This window comes from Arthrobacter sp. D1-29 (genome assembly GCF_054130585.1).
Genome location: NZ_CP096383.1, coordinates 1,511,813 through 1,532,003, shown reverse-complemented (window position 1 = coordinate 1,532,003; position 20,191 = coordinate 1,511,813). Strand labels below are relative to the sequence as shown.

The 20,191-nt window shown below is 65.3% G+C and carries 16 protein-coding genes; 12 read left to right on the top strand and 4 right to left on the bottom strand.

The window, feature by feature from the left end; translation table 11 throughout:
• Positions 1–206 precede the first annotated feature (206 nt).
• The 4 genes from M1E17_RS07140 to M1E17_RS07125 all read left to right on the top strand — a co-directional run bounded on the left by M1E17_RS07140 (position 207) and on the right by M1E17_RS07125 (position 5,509).
• Complete coding sequence (locus tag M1E17_RS07140; RefSeq protein WP_457966426.1) at positions 207–1,790, top strand: acyl-CoA carboxylase subunit beta; 1,584 nt, start codon at positions 207–209, stop codon at positions 1,788–1,790.
• Complete coding sequence (locus M1E17_RS07135; RefSeq protein ID WP_457966424.1) at positions 1,787–2,017, top strand: acyl-CoA carboxylase subunit epsilon; 231 nt, start codon at positions 1,787–1,789, stop codon at positions 2,015–2,017. The genes M1E17_RS07140 and M1E17_RS07135 overlap by 4 nt, the downstream gene beginning before the upstream one ends.
• A 116-nt stretch (positions 2,018–2,133) precedes the next feature.
• On the top strand, positions 2,134–3,816 hold the full coding sequence (locus M1E17_RS07130; RefSeq protein ID WP_457966422.1) for a DUF885 domain-containing protein: 1,683 nt from the start codon (positions 2,134–2,136) through the stop codon (positions 3,814–3,816).
• Positions 3,817–4,060: 244 nt separating this feature from the next.
• On the top strand, positions 4,061–5,509 hold the full coding sequence (locus M1E17_RS07125; RefSeq protein ID WP_457966421.1) for a dicarboxylate/amino acid:cation symporter: 1,449 nt from the start codon (positions 4,061–4,063) through the stop codon (positions 5,507–5,509).
• Between the two features lie 90 nt (positions 5,510–5,599).
• Here the strand turns inward: M1E17_RS07125 and M1E17_RS07120 are convergent, their stop codons facing one another.
• Positions 5,600–6,160: a hypothetical protein gene (locus M1E17_RS07120; RefSeq protein ID WP_457966419.1), complete on the bottom strand. Its 561-nt coding sequence runs from the start codon at positions 6,158–6,160 to the stop codon at positions 5,600–5,602.
• Positions 6,161–6,351: 191 nt separating this feature from the next.
• On the opposite strand from M1E17_RS07120, the gene M1E17_RS07115 reads away from it, so the two are divergent.
• The 4 genes from M1E17_RS07115 to M1E17_RS07100 all read left to right on the top strand — a co-directional run bounded on the left by M1E17_RS07115 (position 6,352) and on the right by M1E17_RS07100 (position 10,299).
• On the top strand, positions 6,352–7,011 hold the full coding sequence (locus M1E17_RS07115) for a Maf family protein (protein ID WP_457966417.1): 660 nt from the start codon (positions 6,352–6,354) through the stop codon (positions 7,009–7,011).
• Positions 7,012–7,153: 142 nt separating this feature from the next.
• Positions 7,154–8,971: an acetyl/propionyl/methylcrotonyl-CoA carboxylase subunit alpha gene (locus tag M1E17_RS07110; protein ID WP_457966416.1), complete on the top strand. Its 1,818-nt coding sequence runs from the start codon at positions 7,154–7,156 to the stop codon at positions 8,969–8,971.
• Positions 8,972–8,989: 18 nt separating this feature from the next.
• A complete protein-coding gene (locus M1E17_RS07105; protein ID WP_457966415.1) occupies positions 8,990–9,445 on the top strand; it encodes a YybH family protein in 456 nt (151 codons plus the stop codon).
• A 122-nt stretch (positions 9,446–9,567) separates the two neighbouring features.
• A complete protein-coding gene (locus M1E17_RS07100; RefSeq protein ID WP_457966414.1) occupies positions 9,568–10,299 on the top strand; it encodes a glutamine amidotransferase in 732 nt (243 codons plus the stop codon).
• A gap of 136 nt (positions 10,300–10,435) precedes the next feature.
• Here the strand turns inward: M1E17_RS07100 and M1E17_RS07095 are convergent, their stop codons facing one another.
• Positions 10,436–11,848, bottom strand: a complete 1,413-nt coding sequence (locus M1E17_RS07095; protein ID WP_267278312.1) for an MFS transporter — start codon at positions 11,846–11,848, stop codon at positions 10,436–10,438.
• A 263-nt stretch (positions 11,849–12,111) separates the two neighbouring features.
• On the opposite strand from M1E17_RS07095, the gene M1E17_RS07090 reads away from it, so the two are divergent.
• From M1E17_RS07090 to M1E17_RS07080, 3 genes are read left to right on the top strand one after another with little or no spacing between them, the layout of a single operon-like run.
• The gene (locus M1E17_RS07090; RefSeq protein WP_457966413.1) at positions 12,112–13,587 is read left to right on the top strand and encodes an MFS transporter; all 1,476 of its coding nucleotides are present in this window, start codon (positions 12,112–12,114) and stop codon (positions 13,585–13,587) included.
• Between the two features lies 1 nt (position 13,588).
• The gene (locus M1E17_RS07085) at positions 13,589–15,835 is read left to right on the top strand and encodes a molybdopterin oxidoreductase family protein (protein ID WP_457966412.1); all 2,247 of its coding nucleotides are present in this window, start codon (positions 13,589–13,591) and stop codon (positions 15,833–15,835) included.
• Complete coding sequence (locus M1E17_RS07080; protein WP_457966410.1) at positions 15,832–17,394, top strand: FAD-dependent oxidoreductase; 1,563 nt, start codon at positions 15,832–15,834, stop codon at positions 17,392–17,394. The genes M1E17_RS07085 and M1E17_RS07080 overlap by 4 nt, the downstream gene beginning before the upstream one ends.
• A 116-nt stretch (positions 17,395–17,510) precedes the next feature.
• On the opposite strand, the gene M1E17_RS07075 is transcribed toward M1E17_RS07080, so the two are convergent.
• Both M1E17_RS07075 and M1E17_RS07070 read right to left on the bottom strand, forming a co-directional pair.
• Positions 17,511–17,696, bottom strand: coding sequence for a PspC domain-containing protein (locus M1E17_RS07075; RefSeq protein WP_267278308.1), 186 nt, complete (start codon positions 17,694–17,696; stop codon positions 17,511–17,513).
• 82 nt (positions 17,697–17,778) lie between these two features.
• Entirely contained in the window at positions 17,779–19,194 is a 1,416-nt protein-coding gene (locus M1E17_RS07070) for an NAD(P)H-quinone dehydrogenase (RefSeq protein ID WP_457966408.1), read from the bottom strand.
• A 148-nt stretch (positions 19,195–19,342) separates the two neighbouring features.
• Between M1E17_RS07070 and M1E17_RS07065 the strand changes: the two genes are divergently transcribed.
• The gene (locus tag M1E17_RS07065) at positions 19,343–20,161 is read left to right on the top strand and encodes a purine-nucleoside phosphorylase (protein ID WP_457966406.1); all 819 of its coding nucleotides are present in this window, start codon (positions 19,343–19,345) and stop codon (positions 20,159–20,161) included.
• Positions 20,162–20,191 lie beyond the last annotated feature (30 nt).

The following is a 20,191-nucleotide window of genomic DNA, read 5'->3' as shown; positions in this document are numbered from 1 at the left end:
CGGTGATGTTGCCGCATGTTGGAAAGTTGTAGGTTTTCTACAGCCATCCCCGCCGTGAGCGTCACTAGACTAGCCAACGGGGTTCGTTCTTTGTGTGGAAGCCACTTAATCCGCGCCAGATGAGCGGGCCGCCTACGCACTGCACCACATCGTTACGGCGCCACCTTGGGACGGCGCCACATCAGCTACAGAGCCGGAGACACTTAATGAGCCACGATCTGACAACGACAGCGGGAAAGATCGCCGATTTCCGCGACCGCCAGGCGCGTGCAGAACAGCCCTCCGGCCCCGAGGCCATCGAAAAGCAGCACGCCCGCGGCAAGAACACCGCCCGCGAGCGCATCGACCTCCTGCTCGACGAAGGCTCCTTTGTGGAGTTCGACGCGCTGGCGGTACACCGTTCCACCGCTTTTGGCATGGAGAAAAAGAAGCCGCTCGGTGATGGCCTGGTCTCCGGCTACGGCACCGTGGACGGCCGCCCGGTAGCCGTCTACAGCCAGGACTTCTCTGTTTACGGCGGTTCCCTCAGCCAGGTTAACGGCGAGAAGATCGTCAAGGTCCAGGAATTCGCCCTGCGCAACGGCTGCCCCGTGGTGGGAATCCTCGACGGCGGGGGCGCCCGCATCCAGGAAGGCGTCGCCTCGCTGGCCATGTTCGCTGACATCTTCCGGAACAATGTCCACGCCTCCGGTGTGGTCCCCCAGATCTCCCTGATCATGGGCCCGTCCGCCGGCGGCGCAGCCTACTCCCCTGCACTCACGGACTACGTGGTCATGGTGGACAAAACGTCCCACATGTTCATCACCGGCCCCGACGTCATCAAGACAGTCACGGGTGAAGACGTGGACATGGAAACCCTGGGCGGCGCGCGCCAGCACAACGCCACCACCGGAACCTCCACCTACCTGGCGTCCGACGAGACCGACGCCATTGAGTTTGTTCGCGAGCTGCTGGACTTCCTGCCTTCCAACAATCTCTCGGAAGCACCCGTGCAGGAGCACCAGCAGGAATTGGATATTGACGACGACGACCTGGCGCTGGACACACTCATTCCGGACTCCGCGAACCAGCCCTACGACATGCGCCGTGTCATTGAGCAGATCGTTGACGACGCCCATTTCCTGGAGATGCAGGCGCTCTATGCCCCCAACGTGATCATCGGCTACGGCAGGGTCGAAGGACACACCGTGGGAATCGTGGCCAACCAGCCCATCCAGTTTGCCGGCACGCTGGACATCGCCGCTTCGGAAAAGGCTGCCCGCTTTGTCCGGAACTGCGATGCGTTCAACATCCCCATCATCACGCTGGTCGACGTGCCCGGGTTCCTGCCCGGAAAGGACCAGGAATTCCAGGGCATCATCCGCCGCGGCGCCAAGCTCCTGTACGCCTATGCCGAGGCGACAGTTCCCAAAGTCACCGTCATCACCCGCAAGGCTTACGGCGGGGCGTACATCGTGATGGGTTCCAAGAAGCTGGGTGCGGACCTGAACTTGGCGTGGCCCACGGCCCAGATCGGTGTCATGGGAGCCCAGGGCGCCGTGAACATCCTCTACCGCCGTGACCTGGCCGCCGTAGCCGAGACGGGCGGCGATGTGGAAGCCCGGCGCGCCGAGGTCATCCGGCAGTATGAGGAAGAGCTGCTGAACCCCTACCAGGCGGCCCAGCTGGGGTATGTTGACGCAGTCATCGCTCCGTCTGAGACCCGTGTGCAGATCATTAAGGGCCTCCGGGCCCTGCGCGACAAACGGGCCAGCCTGCCCACCAAAAAGCACGGGAACATTCCGCTGTGAGCGAGCCACTGGACCACGTGAATCCGCCGGCCGCGCCCCTGATCTCTGTGGTCAAAGGACAGCCGACGGCCGAGGAGCTCGCCGCCCTGACCGCCGTCGTACTTTCCCTGGGAGGCGCCGAAACGGCGGACAGCAGGAAGCCCACCGTCCGCCATTGGGTGCGCCGTCAGCAGCTGCGGCTGGCGCCCACCCCGGGGCCCGGTGCCTGGAAGCGGAGCCGCGGCTAAGGGGCTGGCTTCCCGCCTCGCTGATAACCGGCGGCAGACTCTTGCATATGGCGCGGCGCCATGCCGTATGCCATGGGAGCCTGTCCTCACCGGAGCAGCGCGGTTAGTCTCGTGGAGTGACTACTGAAACCTCACCGCCCGTCCGTCCGAAATCCTCCATCGATGCCGTGGCCGATGACTACACAGACACCCTCATCCGGCTTAACCCGTCGTTCGCCACTACCCTTGGGCTGCCAGGACACGAGACCGAATATCCGGACTATTCGCCGCAGGGGATCGCGGAGTTCGCCGCGGAAGCCCGCAAGGCCCTTACCGCCCTTGACGGACTCGAGCCCCAGGATGACATTGACGCTGTCACCCTCGACGCCATGCGGGAACGGCTGGGCCTCCAGCTGGAAATCCATGCGTCAGGCTGGGACGAAGCGGAACTGAACAACCTGGCATCACCGGCTCAGGACATCCGCGCCATCTTTGACCTGATGCCCACGGAGACCGGACAGCACTGGGAACACATAGCGGGCCGCGCCCTCAATGTACCGGGCGCCATCCACGGCTACATCAGCTCCTTGCGGCAGTCGCGGGACGCCGGGCGGGTAGCGGCAGCTCGGCAGGTAACCACTGTGATCGAGCAGGCCGGCAAGTACGCGGCCGAGGACGGATTCTTTGCCAAGCTGGCCGCCGGGGCCAAGACGCCCGAGGGCCCGCTGGACCACGCAGTGCAGGAAAAGCTCGACGCCGGCGCAACGGCTGCCCGGAGTGCGTACGCGGAACTCGCGGAATTCCTCCGCCGTGAACTGCTGCCCGCTGCCCCGCAGAAGGACGCCGTCGGCAGGGAACGCTACGCCCTCGCCTCGCGTTCCTTCCTGGGTGCCGCCGTCGACCTCGAAGAAACGTACGCCTGGGGCGTCCAGGAGCTTGACCGCCTGATTGCCGAGCAGGAACAGGTGGCGGCCACCATCAAGGCCGGAGCCACCGTTGCCGAAGCCAAGGAAATCCTCAACAGCGATCCTGCCCGCCAGCTGAAAGGCACCGATGCCCTGAAAGCATGGATGCAGGAGCTCTCGGACAAAGCCGTAGGCGATCTTGCCGGCGTGCACTTCGAGATCCCGGACGTGATGAAAAGGCTGGAATGCCTGATCGCCCCCACCGACGAGGGCGGCATCTACTACACCGGCCCGTCCGACGATTTCAGCCGTCCCGGCCGCATGTGGTGGTCCGTCCCCGCGGGCGAGGACACCTTCACCACCTGGGCCGAAACCACCACGGTGTTCCATGAAGGGGTCCCCGGCCACCACCTCCAGGTGGCCACCGCAACGTACCGCAGGGAACTGCTCAACAACTGGCGGCGCAATGTCTGCTGGACCTCCGGCCACGGCGAAGGCTGGGCCCTGTATGCGGAGAAGCTCATGCAGGAACTCGGGTATCTGTCGGATCCCGGCGACTACATGGGCATGCTGGACGGGCAACGCATGCGTGCGGCCCGCGTGGTGTTCGACATCGGTGTGCACCTGGAACTCGACGTACCCGAACGCTGGGGGTCCGGAACCTGGACGCCGGACAAGGGCTACGAATTCCTGAAGGAGAACCTGCCCATCAGCGAAGGACAGCTCAATTTCGAATTCACCCGCTACCTCGGCTGGCCGGGCCAGGCCCCCTCCTACAAGGTGGGCCAGCGCCTGTGGGAGCAGATCCGCGCCGAACTCGAATCCCGCCCCCGCTTTGACCTCAAAGCCTTCCATACCAAGGCGCTGAACATCGGCTCAGTAGGCCTGGACACGCTGCGCCGGGCGCTGCTGTAACCCCCGCCCCCAGGAGTTTTTGTCCAGATCGGGCGACTTTGCCTGCCTTCTGGTCGCCCGATCTGGACAAAAACTCAAAGGGTGAAGGGGAGACAATCGCCACACCCGGGCCGGGAATAACTTCACACTTCCTTGGAATAGCGGCGAGATTCCGGGCTTTTTGAAGCATCAGCCCACCGGATGCCGCGTAACATTTCTCAACGTTCGTTCGCGGTGGTATACGCGATGCCTCTAGCGTGTTCGGGTGAGCACTCAAACCCGCACCCCCGAATCCGCAGGAAAGACCGGCTTCCAGCTGCCCACGTGGGCAGGCTCGTTCGGCTTCCAAATCATCGCAGCCCTGATCGTTGGCCTGGGCCTGGGCCTCCTGGCCAAGTACACCGGCAGCACCCAGGACAGCCCCAACGGCCTCGGTGCCACGCTGCAGACCATTGGCTCCAGCTACGTGTCGCTGCTGCAAACCGCCGTGGTCCCGCTGATCTTCACGGCAGTGGTCAGCTCCATCTCCAACCTGCGGCAGGTGTCCAACGCCGCCAAGCTGGCCTGGAACACCCTGCTCTGGTTCGCCATCACGTCCCTGATCGCCGTCCTGATCGGCATCGGCCTGGGCGTCCTCCTGCAGCCGGGCAGCAACACCGGCATCACCGGAGAAGGTGAAGCCCCCGGCAAGGTGGGCAGCTGGTGGGCCTTCCTCACCGGACTCTTCCCCAAGAACTTCCTGGGTCTTGGCGCCAGCTCCACCGTGGCGGAATCGGGCGCGGTCACCACCGCCGTCAGCTTCAACGTGCTCCAGATCCTGGTGATCGCCATCGCCGTCGGTGTGGCGGCACTGAAGGTCGGCAAGGCCGCTGAGCCGTTCCTGAACCTCAACGCCTCAGCCCTGGCCGTCATCCAGAAGGTCCTCTGGTGGATCATCCGCATTGCCCCACTGGGCACTGTTGGCCTGATCGGCAACGCCGTTGCCATCTACGGCTGGGACACCATCGGCTCGCTGGGCAAGTTCACTCTTGCCATCTATGTGGGCCTGGCCCTTGTGCTGTTCGTCGTTTACCCGGTGCTGGTCCGCACCCATGGCCTCTCCGTGAAGCAGTACTTCTCCGGTGTGTGGCCCGCCGTCCAGCTGGCGTTCGTTTCCAGGTCCTCAGTGGGGACGCTGCCCCTGACGCAGCGGGTCACCGAACGCAGCCTGGGCGTACCCCGTGCGTACGCATCCTTCGCCGTGCCCCTGGGCGCCACCACCAAGATGGATGGCTGCGCCGCAATCTACCCGGCCATCTCGGCAATCTTCGTGGCCCAGTTCTTTGGCGTCCAGCTGGACTTCACCCAGTACCTGCTGATCGCCCTGGTCTCGGTGCTCGGGTCGGCAGCGACAGCCGGAACCACCGGCGCCGTGGTGATGCTCACCCTGACGCTCTCCACGCTGGGACTCCCGCTGGCCGGCGTCGGACTGCTGCTGGCCATCGATCCGATCCTGGATATGGGACGTACGGCAGTCAACGTCGCCGGGCAGGCGCTGGTCCCCACCATCGTGGCCAAGCGCCAGGGCATCCTGAACGAGGCGCTGTACAACGCGCCACGGAACGGCACCCCCTTTGTGGATGACGACGCCGACTCCGCCACCACTGACCCGTCCAGCACCGGGGCATCCACGGATCCGGCGGGCAGCCGCATACGTGAGGACGCAAAGGTCTAAGCGCGCCGCTCACCACAGCAGTACAAGCTCGCAGCAGCAAGGACGTCCCCGGGGAACTCCCCGGGGACGTCCTTGTAATGCGGCGGTCCGTTAGCGGCCTCCGCCCCCGATCACACCGCTTTCGACGGCCTTGGTGACGGCGTCCGCTTCAGCCTGCGTCAGTTTGCCGTCGGTAACTGCCTGGTCCAGCTTTGTCTTGAGCGCAGCCGCCCTCTGGGCCTGGGCCTCGCTGCGGAGTTCCTGCAGCGCCGTAGCCACCTTGGCCTCGTCAATCCCCAGCGTGTCCGCCAGGGACTTGGCCAGGGCAGCGTCCCTGGCCGCGGCATCCGGCTTGGTGCCCTCAGCCGGCGGGGTGGTGGGCCTGTTCGCCTCCCTGAAAGCCTGCAGCGCCTCCGTGACCTTGCTCTCCTCGACGCCGAGCTTCGCGGCCAGCGCTGACGCCTGCGCCATTCCACGCTCACCGCCCCGGCCGCCGTGCCGGCCCTTGCCGTCAGCCGGGGTGCTGGCGCTGCCGTCAGCCGAGGCGCTGGAGCTGGCGCTGGGGGTGGGAGCCGGGGTGGTGGCGGAGGCCATGCCGGCGACTCCGATTCCGGCACTAAGGGCCAGTGCCGTGGCGGTCAGGCCAAGGGTGATTCTCTTTGTGCGTGACATCTTCTTCGTCTCCTGGATCTGCCGTACGGTGACGGCTGCTCATGGTGTTTCGCCCCTTTCGAGGCATAACCCAGCATCCGGCGGCAGGTTCTGGATCAGCTGTTCGGAACCTTTCATCTTCCTGTGAATGCAGAACCGCCAGAGTTTTTGACCCGGAATCCCTGTGCCAGTCAAGCGATTAGGCTGGAGCTGTGACCCGCCTGATCCTTGCCTCCCAATCCCCTGCCCGCACCAAGCTCCTGGCCGACGCCGGCATCCGCCACTCCGTGCTGGTGTCGGACGTGGATGAGGACGCCGTCCAGGCCCGCTACGGCATCACCGATCCCCACGACACCGCGCTCCTGCTGGCCCGGGCGAAAGCCGAGGCAGTTGCCGCGCTTCCCGACGCGGAGGGCGCGCTGGTGCTGGGCTGCGACTCCGTCTTTGAGTTCGACGGCGAGGCGCACGGAAAGCCGTACACGGCCGCCGTCGCCCGCGAGCGGATGCTCCGGATGAGCGGAAACACCGGAGTGCTGCATACGGGCCACTGGCTGGTGGACTGCCGGGACACAACGTCCGACGACGGCACAACCCCGCCGGGATCCGGCGCCACGCTGGGCACCGTCGCCTCCGCCGAAGTCCACTTCATGGAAATGGAACCAGAGGAAATCGACGCCTACATTGCCACCGGCGAGCCGCTGCACTGCGCGGGATCCTTCACCATCGACGGACTGGGCGGGGCATTCATCCGGAAAGTCAACGGGGACCCGCACGCCGTCGTCGGACTCTCCATTTCCACGCTCCGCACGCTCCTGGCGCAGGCCAATGTGCGCATCAACGAGCTCTGGCCGGCACAAGGACCTGCGTCGTAACCGGCGTAGTAAACAGACCCGAAATCCGCCGAACTTGTAGCTTCCCTACAAAGCATTGCCCGTTTACACGCGGAATCCGCAAGTAATATCGGTTGAACCCTCAAAGTCGCGCTAGGCTCCCTGAAGGAAAGAAGGAGACGCCTTGTCAGCAAATTTGGAGCAGTCCGCAAGTCCCGTGCAGTCGAACCTCACAAAGGTGCTGATCGCCAACCGAGGCGAAATCGCAGTGCGGATCATCCGCGCGGCACGTGATGAAGGCATTGCCTCCGTGGCTGTCTACGCCGATCCTGACCGCGACGCACTCCACGTGCGCCTGGCCGACGAGGCTTACTCGCTGGGCGGTAACACCGCTGCGGAGTCCTACCTGGTGATGGATAAGATCATCGACGCCGCCCGCCAGTCCGGCGCGAACGCCATCCACCCCGGTTACGGCTTCCTGGCCGAGAACGCCCAGTTCGCCGCCAGGGTCATCGAAGCGGGCATCACCTGGATTGGCCCCTCCCCCGAAGCAATCTCTGCCCTGGGCGACAAAGTCCAGGCCAGGCACATCGCCGAGAAGGTGGGGGCACCACTGGTGCCCGGAACCGCCGACCCCGTCGAATCGGCAGAAGAAATCCTCGACTTCGTGGACAAGTTCGGCCTGCCGGTGGCTATCAAGGCGGCCTTCGGCGGTGGCGGCCGGGGCATCAAGGTAGCCCGCACCAGGGACGAGATTCCTGAACTGTTCGAATCCGCCGTGCGTGAAGCCACCGCTGCCTTCGGCCGTGGCGAGTGCTTTATCGAACGCTTCCTGGACGCCCCCCGGCATGTGGAAACCCAGTGCCTCGCGGACGCTTACGGAAATGTCGTTGTGGTCTCCACCCGCGACTGCTCGCTGCAGCGCCGCAACCAGAAACTTGTCGAAGAAGCCCCCGCTCCTTTCCTCACCGAAGACCAGAACCGGCGCCTGTACGAATCCTCCAAAGCAATCCTGAAGGAAGCCGGCTACCTCGGCGCAGGCACCTGCGAGTTCCTTGTGGGCCAGGATGGCACCATCTCCTTCCTGGAGGTCAACACCCGGCTCCAGGTGGAGCACTGCGTCTCCGAGGAAGTCACGGGAATCGACCTGGTCCGTGAACAGTTCCGGCTGGCCCGCGGCGAAAAGCTGGGCTACGGAGATCCTGAGGTCCGCGGCCACTCCTTCGAATTCCGCATCACCGGTGAAGACCCGGGCCGCAACTTCATGCCCGCGCCGGGCACCGTTCGCGTCCTGAAGAACCCCACCGGCCCCGGAATCAGGATTGATTCGGGGATCGAGCAGGGCGACGTCATCAGCGGCAACTTCGACTCCATGCTCTCCAAGCTGATTGTCACGGGCGCCAGCCGCCCGCAGGCCCTGCAGCGGGCCCGCCGGGCACTGTCGGAGATGGTGGTGGAAGGCATCCCCACCGTCATCCCCTTCGACCTGGCAGTCGTTTCAGATCCGGCATTCGCGCCCGAAGAGGGTCCATTCAGCGTCCACACCCGCTGGATCGAAACAGAATTCACCAACAACCTTCCCGCCTGGATTCCGGACGGGGCAGCCGATACAGACGACGACGCCGGCGCCCGGCAGCGCGTGGTGGTTGAAGTTGGCGGCAAGCGCCTGGAAGTGGTCATGCCCGCCTCCCTCGGCTCCTTTGGGGCCGGTTCAGCCGCGTCCGGAACCAAGACGGCCAAGTCGAAGAAGCGCGCCCGCTCGGGCGGCTCGGCAGCTGCCGCCACCGGGAACGCCCTCACCTCGCCGATGCAGGGCACCATCGTCAAGGTGGCAATTTCCGACGGCGACGTTGTGGCTGAAGGTGACCTGATTGTGGTGCTCGAGGCCATGAAAATGGAGCAGCCCCTGACCGCCCACCGCGCCGGCACCATCACAGGGCTCAGCGCCAAGGCCGGCGAGACGGTGTCGGCCGGCGCCGTCATCGCCACGATCGAAGACTAGTACTGCCGGAGGAATCCCATGCTCGCACCCAGTTTTGAAGAAGAAGTAGACCGATACCACCTCGCTGTTCCGGAGATCACCCGGGGCAATCCCGGACCCGTCAAGGAGCTCTATTCCCGGCTTGACGATGTCACCCTGGCCAACCCCTTTGGCGGGATCGCCCGGGGATGGGCGCAGGTGGAGGCCCGCCTTGACCAGGCGTCCCGCAACTACCACGAGGGCGAGATGCTCGGTTTTGACACCATCACGTCGTACACGGCCAGGGACACCGCCTACCTCGTGGAGACTGAGCACTTCCGCGCACGCATGGCCGGTGCTGCCATGGTGGAGGAATTCGCGCTCCGCGTGACCAGCATCTTCCGCCGCGAGGAGGGCTACTGGAAGCTCGTCCACCGGCACGCGGACCCGGCTGCCCAGCCGCAATCGCGCCGGTCCCTGGCCCAGCCGTCATTGGCGGAGGGTTCCGTCTCCTGACTCCGGGCAGGCCTGACGCGCCTGGAGTCAGGGCTGGCCTCCTGACTGGCGTGAGGTCTGGCCTACGGCCCGGGGGCATCCGACTGGTGGCATCAAGGGCCCGCCACAGGCACACTTAGCATGTGAAGCCTTTCCTGCTGCTGGCCTCCCGGGCTGAAGACGCCGCTGCCGAGGACGAGTATGCCGCCTATCTGCGGTATGGCGGACTGGAACCGGAACAGCTGCGGCGCATCAGGCTGGAGGCGGGCCCGCTTCCGGATCTGGACCTGGCGGACTATTCGGGCGTGATTGTGGGCGGCAGTCCGTTCACGTCCAGTGATCCGGACGACGGCAAGAGCCCCACCCAGCACCGCGTCGAGCGGGAGCTGGCCGGACTGCTGGACCGGATCGTGCCCGCAGATTTTCCTTTTCTGGGCGCATGCTACGGGGTGGGCACGCTGGGAATGCACCAGGGCGCGCTGATCGACAGGACCTTCGGCGAGCCGCTGGGCGCCGCGGAGATTGAGCTGACGGAGGCCGGGCTGGCCGATCCTGTGCTGCAGGGCATGCCCCGGCGCTTCACCGCCTTTACCGGCCACAAGGAAGCCTGCACGTTGCTGCCGGCCCATGCCGTGCTGCTGGCCACCTCCGCCGCATGCCCGGTGCAGATGTTCCGGATCAGGCAGAACCTGTACGCCACCCAGTTCCATCCGGAACTTGACGTGGACGGGCTGGTCACCAGGATCGACATCTACCGCCATGCCGGCTACTTTCCGCCGGAATCCGCGGAGGAACTCATGGAGAGCGCCCGTCAGTTCACTGTCACCGAACCCACCAATATCCTCAAGAACTTTGTGGCCCGGTACGGCGCCTGACGGCCGCCGGCTGGAGCCAGTGTGCTCGTGCCCGGTTGCTCCACTTGCGGACACAACAATGCCCGGCGCCTTCCCTGAGGACGGGGAACACGCCGGGCACCTCAACTACAAACCGGGCTGAACCAACGCGGCAGCGTCAGGCCACGTTGTTCTCGTAGTCTGTGTCCTTGGTTTCACGGGTGATCCACAGGGCGATGAAGGTCAGCACGGCCGCGGCTGCCATGTAGACGCCCACCAGCCAGGTGCTGCCGCCGGCAGCCTGCCACAGGGCAATGGCAATGAACGACGCCGGGGCGGCACCGATGACGCTGGACAGGTTGTAGGCCACAGCGGAGCCGGTGTACCGCACGTTGGCGGGGAACAGCTCGGGAAGGATGGCGGCCATCGGTCCGAAGGTCAGTCCCATCAGCGTGAAGCCCACGATGAGTCCGATGACAGCGGCAACCGGGCCAGGGCCGAACATGGTGAACCAGAGGATCCCGAAGACGAAGATGCCCGCCGTGACGGAGAGCAGGAACTTGCGGCGGCCCCATTTTTCGGCCAGCGGGCCGGAGACCAGGGTGAAGATGCCAAAGAAGACAACGCCGAGGATCAGCATCCAGAGGAAGTCGCCGCGGGAAATGCCGAGCCCCGGGACGAAGTTTGCGATCTCCACCGCGGACATCGGTTTGCCGGCCTTTTCTGCTGCTGCCTGCGCTGCCTCCACAGAGGCGGGTTTGGTGCCATAAGTCAGGGTGAAGGAGGTCATCACGTAGAACAGGACGTAGGTGGCAAGCATGATGAACGTTCCGGCCACCACCGGGCGCCAGTGGTTCTTGAAGGTGGCAGCAAAAGGAACTTTGGCCACCTTTTCTTCGGTCAGGACCTTCTGGAAGGAGAGGCTTTCAACAAGCTTCAGCCGGACGTACAGGCCAACAATCACCAACAGGGCACTCAGGAGGAAGGGGACGCGCCAGCCCCAGGCGAGGAACTCTTCCGCGGACAGGGCAGCGTTGAGCCAGATGAACAGCAGGTTGGCGAGGATGAAACCGATCGGAGCACCAAGTTGCGGGAACGTTCCGTAGACCGCCCTCTTGCCTTGCGGGGCGTTCTCAGTTGCCAGCAGGGCGGCACCTGACCATTCGCCGCCGAGGGCCAGTCCCTGGGCAAAGCGCAGGACCACAAGCATCAGGGGCGCCAGGATGGCCCAGCCGGGAAGTGAGGCGGTGGGGAGCACGCCGATCAGGAAGGTCGCGATGCCCATGGTCAGCAACGAGGCAACCAGTGTGCCCTTGCGGCCGAACTTGTCGCCGAAGTGGCCGAACAGGACCGAACCTACCGGGCGGGCGATGAAAGCGACGCCGAAGATGGCAAACGAGCTGAGCAGTGCGTTGATGTCTGTTGCCTGCGGGAAAAAGAGCTTGGGGAAGACCAGGACAGACGCCGTGGCGTAGATGTAGAAGTCATAGAACTCAATGGTGGTGCCGATGAGGCTGGCAAAGATGACTTTGCCCTTGGAGTTCACCGGCTTCGCGGACCCTGGTTCCGTGGTGGTTTCAAGAGATGACATAAATTAGCACTTTCGTGAGAACCGGCCGGACGTATAAAAGCCCGGCATGCAGTAGTTAGAGTCCAATATTAGTTCCCCTTGTCCAGTCAATGGACAAAAGGTCCACTATCCGGACCAGTCGGATTTGTCTCATTTTCAGGCGCCTCACGCCCATCCGAAGGGCCCGATAGGCAAATGTCACAGCGCGTTAACAAACGGCGTCCGTCCGTGAAACGCGCCTTCTCTACCGTGGAACTACAACATCCCCCCAGAGGAGGTACACCGTGACTGTTGACCGCACCGCAGACGCCGGCACCGGCAATTCCGTAGATCTTGAGGCCGAACCCCCGCACGGAAGCGTGCCTGCATCCGCCGGCACGCAGCCCGGCTCCACCACTACAACCAGCGCCCCCGCCCTTGAATACCGTCCGGGCCGCTGGATCGCGAACTGGAATGCCGAGAACAAGGAGCAGTGGGAAACCGCAGGGCGGACCATCGCCCGCCGCAACCTGAACTGGTCCATCTTCGCCGAATTCCTCGGTTTTGTCGTCTGGCAGCTTTGGTCCATCGTGGTGGTCCAGCTTCCCGCCGCCGGCTTCACGTTCACGACGTCGGAAATCTTCTGGTTGATCTCGATGCCCAGCCTGGTAGGTGCCACGCTCCGCATCCCTTACACCTTTATGGTTCCCCGCTTCGGCGGGCGGAACTGGACCATCGTGTCCGCACTCCTGCTCCTGATTCCTTCCATCGGACTGGGACTGTGCGTCGCCAACCCCGAAACCCCGTTCGGCGTCATGCTGTTCGTGGCAGCACTGGCCGGTTTCGGTGGCGGAAACTTCGCCAGCTCCATGGCCAACATCACCTTCTTCTACCCTGCCCGTGAAAAGGGCTGGGCACTGGGCCTGAACGCCGCCGGCGGCAACATGGGTGCGGCCGTTGCGCAGCTCGCCGTCCCGATCGCGATCACCCTGCTGGCGATGGGCAGCGTCAACCTGCCGATGGCCGGCTGGATGTGGGTTCCCTTTATCCTGATCGCAGCCTTCGGCGCCTACAAGTACATGGACAACCTGACCAGCGCCAAGGGGGACGTGGCCGGCTCGGTGGCCGCCCTGAAGGAACCGCATCTGTGGATCATGGCGCTGCTCTACATCGGCACCTTCGGCTCCTTCATCGGCTTCGCCGGTGTGTTCCCCAAGCTCATCAAGGACTACTTCCCCGCGTTCTCCTCCATCGGAGTCGGAACGGTTGCCCTCTCGCTCGCCTTCCTCGGCCCGCTGGTGGGCTCACTCGCCCGCCCCTACGGCGGACGCATGGCTGACCGCATGGGCGGCGCCCGGATGACGGTTGCAGCCTTCGCATCCATGGCACTGATCACCCTCACCATGATCTGGACGCTTCCGCTGAAGAACTTCTGGCTCTTCCTGGTCCTGTTCCTGATGCTCTTCACGGCCAGCGGATTCGGAAACGGTGCAACCTACCGGATGATCCCCATCATCTTCGCCACCTCCAGCCGGGCCGCAAAGGCAGGCGCCAGCACGGTGGAGACGCAGCGCCTGGCATCCTCGGCCCTCGGCCTGATCTCGGCCATCGGCGCCTACGGCGGGTTTGTTATCCCGCAGGTACTGAACGCCTCCAACACCGCCAGCGGTTCCTACACACCGGCCTTCTACGGCTTCGTAGCCGCCTACGCCGTGATGCTGGTTGTCTGCTGGGCCTTCTACATCCGCAACGCCAACCGAAATGCGATGGGACACGTCTAACATGACCACAAGCGCCGACACGCACTGCCCTTACTGCGCCCTGCAGTGCGCCATGACGCTGAAGTCTCCAGCGGAACTGACCCCGGCTTCCGAGCCGGGGTCAGTCCCCGTGCCCGCGAAAACTGCGAAATCTGCTGTGGATGTGCCTCTCCTGGCGGCGCCTCTCACAGTGACCGGGCGCGAATTTCCCACCAACCGCGGTGGCCTCTGCCGGAAGGGCTGGACCTCGGCCAACCTCCTGAACCATGCCGGCCGCATCACTGAACCCCTGCTGAAGGGCGCTGACGGTATCCACCGTCCCATCGGCTGGGACCAGGCCCTTTCCCTGGTCACCACGGCCGTCCAGGAAACCCGCGAGCGCTACGGCGCAGACGCCGTCGGAGTCCTCGGCGGCGGCGGCCTGACCAACGAAAAGGCGTACATGCTGGGCAAGTTCGCCCGGCTTGCCCTTGGCACTTCCCGCATCGACTACAACGGCCGCTTCTGCATGTCCTCCGCCGCGGCCGCCGGGATGCGCGCCTTCGGCGTGGACCGGGGGCTCCCTTTCCCGCTTGAGGACCTGGACAGTGCCAGCACCATCATGATGCTGGGCTCCAACGTGGCCGAAACCATGCCCCCGTTTGTGCAGCACCTCAAAGGCGCCCGTGACGCCGGCGGACTGATCATCGTCGATCCGCGCCGCTCTGCCACGGCCGCTTTCACCTCCGACGGCGGTGGCCTGCACCTGCAGCCCCTGCCGGGCACGGACCTCACCCTCCTCCTGGGCCTGTCCCACGTGGTGATCCATGAAGGCCTGGCGGACCACAGCTTCATCGAAGACCGCACCTCCGGGTACCAGGCTGTGCTCCGCAGCGTGAACTCCTTCTGGCCCGAACGCGTCCAGTCGCTCACCGGCGTTCCCGCGGATCTCATCCGGGAAGCGGCCAGGAGGCTCGCCGACGGCGCCGCCAAGGGCGGAAGCTACATCCTCACCGGCCGCGGGGTGGAGCAGCACGTGGACGGCACCGACACCGCCACCGCGGCCATCAACCTCAGCCTCCTGCTGGGCCTTCCGGGCTCCCGGCGCAGCGGCTATGGCACCCTCACCGGCCAGGGCAACGGCCAGGGCGGGCGTGAACACGGCCAGAAGGCGGACCAGCTTCCCGGGTACCGCAAAATCACCGACCCCGCTGCCCGCGCCCATGTGGCAGGCGTGTGGGGCGTTCCCGAGGAACTGATCCCCGGGCCGGGCCTTCCCGCCGTTCAGCTCCTGAAGTCCCTTGGGCAGCCCGACGGCGTCCGTTGCCTTTTGGTGCACGCGTCCAATATCGTCGTGGCCTCCCCCGACGCCAACGCCGTCATCAAGGGCCTGCGCAGCCTGGACTTCCTGATGGTCTGCGACTTCTTTATGTCCGAAACCGCAGCCGAGGCGGACCTGATCCTGCCTGTGCTGCAGTGGGCGGAAGAGGAAGGCACGCTGACCAACCTTGAGGGGCGCGTCCTGCGCCGCCGCCGGGCGCTTCAGCCGCCGGCCGGCGCCCGCAGCGAGCTGTGGATCATGGCACGGCTCGCGGAAGCCCTCGGTGCCCCGTCCACCTACAGCGAGGATCCTGAAACGGTCTTTGAGGAATTGCGCCTCGCCTCCGCCGGCGGGCTGGCCGACTACTCCGGGATCGATTACGCCATGCTGGACCGCGGCGAAGCCGCCTACTGGCCGTACCCCGCGGGCAGCGGCGGAACGCCGCGGCTCTTCCTTGATGCCTTTGCCCACGCCGACGGCAAGGCGGTGATGACCGCGGTGACGCCCCGCCGTCGTCGCACTCCAGCCGCCAATCCCGTTGGGGACGGAACAGGCGCAGCCAAAACCATGACCCTCATCACCGGCCGGCTGCTGGAGCACTACCAGTCCGGGGCACAGACCCGGCGGGTGTCTGAGCTGCTGGCCAGCCAGCCTGAGGCGAAAGTGCAGATCCACCCGGCGGCCGCGGCTTCGATGGGCATCACCGACGGCTCCTTTGTCTCTGTCAGCAACGAGCGCGGCGACGTCGTCTGCAGGGCGGAGCTCAGCACGGCGATCCGCCCTGAAACAGTGTTCCTGCCCTTCCACTTCCCCGAACTCGAAAGCGCCAACCGCCTCACGGAAGCCGCCACCGATCCCATCTCCGGGATGCCGGAATTCAAGTTCAACAAGGTCTGGGTCCGGCTCGCCGCACAGCAGCCGCAGCACCAGTCCAACCCCAGTGTTCTTCAGACGACGGAGGCCTCATGAGCGAGCAGATTGTCATTGTCGGATTCGGCCCGGTAGCGGCCCGGCTGATCGATGAGCTGCTGCCGGCAGTGCGCACCGGCCACATCCAGCTGACTGTGGTTGGCGAGGAGCCGGAGGCAGCCTACAACCGCGTCCTGGTGGCCGATCTGGGCGTCGGCCGCACCACGGCTGAGGACCTGGCGTTGTCAGATGCTGCTGCGCTCATGGCTGACGGCGTGGACGTCCGCCTCGGAGTGCGGGTGCGCCGGGTGGACCGCGCCCGGCAGCAGGTGGTCCTCACCGACGGATCCTCGGCGCACTACGAGCGCCTCGTTTTCGCCACGGGTTCCCGCCCCGTCATCCCCAACCTCACCGGCATCAACCCCGACCCCACCTCCCCCGTGCTCCCGGCCGGCGTCACCGCGCTCCGGGACCTGCGGGACGCAGGGGTGCTCCGCGCCGCGGTGGACGGCGGCAAGCGCGTCGTGGTGCTCGGCGGCGGCGTACTCGGCCTGGAAACGGCGCTGGCAGCCTCGGAAGAGGGAGCCACCGTGACGGTGGTCCACAACGGCCCGCACCCGCTGGGACGCAACATCGACCGGGGCGGCGGCGCCGTCCTCGCGGCAAGCCTGCGGCAGTGCGGCGTGCGGATGGCGGGAAACGCCCGGTCCACCGGTGTGGAACACAACGCCCCCGACGGCGGTTTTTCGGCGCTGCTTCTCAGTGACGGTTCGGCAATCGACGGCGATCTGCTGGTCATCTCGTGCGGCGTTCGTCCCCGGATCGAACTCGCTGAGGGCTGTGGCCTGTCCACCGCAACCGGCATCCTGGTGGACCACCGGCTCCGCGCGCACCACGAACCGCATATTTTCGCCATCGGCGACTGTGCCGAGGTCCGCTGCCCTGATCCGGCCTGCGCCGAGTGCCGCAGCGCCAAAGGCCCGTCCGGCCTGGTGGGACCGGGCTGGCGTCAAGCGGAATGGCTGGCCGAGTACCTGACGCTGCTGGCCGCCGGAACCCAGGAGGACGCCGACGCCCTGCCCGCGCTCCCGCAGGAGATGGCAGGCGTTGTTGTCCTCAAGGCCCGGGGAATGAACATGGCCGTGGCCGGTGAGAACGCAGCCGAGCCATGGGACGAGGAAGCCCTGACGTCAGGAGCCGTCAACGGACGCCCGCGGCTGCAGGTTGCCCAGTGGTCGGATCCCGAGCATGGCCGCTACGTCAAGATGACCACCCGCGGAGGTGTGCTGGAAGGCCTGGTGGCGGTGGGCATGCCACGCACAGCCGCCGAGCTGGTGGGGCTCTTCGAGCGTGGTGCCGAGCTGCCCGCGGACCGTTCGCTGCTGCTCCGCCTCGATGGCCCGGACCAGCTGGCCACCTCCGGGCCTACGGACCCGCAGGGAACGGTGTGCCGCTGCGCCGGTGTCAGCGGGGCCAAGATCCAGGATGCCGTGGAAGAGGGCTGTTCCACGGTGGCTGAGGTCTCGAAGGCAACGCGGGCCGGCACAGGCTGCGGCGGCTGTCACGAGGACATCAAGGGCATCATCGAAAAACACTTCCAGGCGGCTCCTGCCGCCTGAAAGTGCCGGTGACCATGCGTAGGCCTCAGGTGCTTGTTCCCTGCCCAACCAGGTAGCAGTAAGTGTCGTTATGAGCCCTCATAACGACACTTACTGCTACCCAGTTTGAGGCCCGCCTAGGCCGGGGCTTTGGGGATCATGATCCACAGGGCGATGTACACCAGCTCACCTATGCCCACCAGGCCAAAGATCACAAAGCCCAGCCTGACGAGGAACTTTGGCAGCCCGAAGCGCGCTGCCAGCGCTGCACACACGCCACCGATGATTTTTCCACTGCGCGGACGCACAAGAGCTGTAGTCATGCCGCCACGCTACCCCGATCAGCCGCCTGCCACCAGCGGTCAAGCCGCCGGCGAGCTCTTTTCCGGCGGCCTTGCAAGGAGGTTACATCCGGACGTGGAGGCGGCGCGCCGCCTCCGAGATGGATCCGCTGAGGGACGGGTAGACGGTGAAGGTGCTGGCGAGATCGTCAACGTGCAGTTTCTGCTTCACCGCCATGGAAATGGCGAAGATCAGTTCCGAGGCGTTAGGGCCCACCACAACGCCGCCAATCACCGTGCCCGAACCCTTCCGGGCGAAGATCTTGACGAAGCCATCCTTGGCGTTGCGCATCTTGGCGCGGGCATTGCTCTTGAGCGAGAGCTTGATGATGTCGCCCTGGTACTTGCCGGACTGGATCTCGTCCTCAGAGACACCAACCGAGGCGATCTCCGGCGAGGTGAAGATGTTGGACGCTACCTGGTGCAGCTTGATGGGCGTCACGGTGTCGCCGAGGTAGTGCGCGATGGCGATCCGGCCCTGCATCGCCGCCACGGATGCCAACGGAAGGACGCCCGTGCAGTCGCCGGCGGCGTAGATGTTGGGCGCGGTGGTGCGGGACACGCCGTCGACCTTGATGTGGCCGCTCTCGGTGAGGCCAACACCGGCTTCTTCAAGGCCAATGCCGGCCGTGTTGGGAATGGATCCGACGCAGACCAGGCAGTGGCTGCCGGTGACCTTGGCGCCGTCGCTGAGGGTGACCACCACGCCGTCGGCGGTGCGCTCCACCGTCTCCGCGCGTGAGCGGGAAAGGACCCTGACGCCGCGGCGCTCGAAGACCTCCTCCAAAACCTCTGCAGCGTCGGTGTCCGAACCCGGCAGCACCCTGTCACGGCTGGAGATCAGGGTGACCCTGGAACCCAGGCCGTTGTAGGCAGATGCGAATTCGGCACCGGTAACGCCGGACCCCACCACGATGAGTTCCTCCGGAAGCTCATCGAGGTTGTAGATCTGGGCCCAGTTCAGGATGCGTTCGCCATCGGGCCGGGCGGTGGGCAGTTCCCGCGGGTGCGCCCCCATGGTCAGCAGGATGGTGTCCGCCTCGACCGTTTCTGTGCCGTCCGCGGTGATGACCTCGATGGTGTGGCTGTCCACCAGCCTGCCGGACCCGATCAGGATGCGGACGTTCTGGTGTTCCAGGCCGGCCGTGATGTCCCGCGACTGCTGGCGTGCCAGGTTGAGGAGCCTGTCATTGATGTGCTTGAGGTCAGCCCGCATCACCGGCACAAAGTCTCCGCCGTCGACGTCGAACTTCACTCCCAGCTCGCCTGCCTCACCGACGCGGGTCATCAGGTCCGCGGTGGCAATCAGTGTCTTGGAAGGAACGACGTCGGTAAGCACCGCCGAGCCGCCCAGCCCGGCGCGTTCGATGATGGTGACCTGCGCTCCAAGTGAGGCAGCGACCATGGCTGCCTCGTAGCCGCCCGGTCCACCTCCGAGGATTGCGAGCCGGGGTGAGCTGAAATCAGGATGGGTAGTCACAATCAACCATTCTCGCTTATGCGGCGCTGCACCACCAATATGCACTGCGCTCCCAATATGCACTGCACCAGCAATAAGAAGGGCCCGGCCGGTGCCAGCGGCCATCCCGGTGCTGGGCACAGCTGCGGTGGCACGATAACTTGTACCAGTGAGTAATACAGACTTCCTGAACACTGACCCTTTTGCCGCCGCCAACGCAGCCGCCGCCTACATCGCCGAGGAAACGGGTGTGGACAGCCACGACGTCGCCCTGGTGCTGGGTTCAGGCTGGGGTGAAGCGGCCGAAGTAATCGGCACTACCACGGCAACGCTCTCGGCGGACGAGGTTCCCGGCTTCCACGCGCCCGCGGTAGAGGGCCATGTGGGCACCATCCGCTCCATCCTGACGAAGGAAGGTAAGCGGGCGCTGGTTCTGGGTGCACGGACCCATTACTACGAGGGGAAGGGCGTACGTTCCGTGGTCCATGGCGTCAGGACCGCAGCTGCAGCAGGCTGCACAACGCTGGTCCTCACCAACGGGTGCGGAGGCCTGAACGAAAGCTGGCCCCCTGGCACTCCCGTACTCATCAAAGATCACATCAACCTCACCGCGGCGTCACCACTGGAAGGCGCCACGTTCGTTGACCTGACAGATCTCTACTCCGCGCGCCTCCGTACACTCGCCCGCGAAGTGGATTCCTCCCTTGACGAGGGCGTGTACGCGCAGTTCACCGGGCCGCACTACGAAACGCCGGCGGAGGTCCAGTACGCCAAGCGCATCGGCGCTGACCTTGTGGGCATGTCCACCGCCCTGGAAGCGATCGCCGGCCGCCACGCAGGCATGGAAGTGTTCGGTATTTCGCTCGTGACCAACCTGGCCGCCGGCATCAGCCCTGCACCACTCAGCCACCAGGAGGTCATCGAGTCCGGACACGCCGCCGGACCGCGCATCTCCAAGCTTCTGGCCGAGATCATCGCCAAGCTCTAAAGCCCGGCCGGAGCTGGCTGCCGGCAGGCT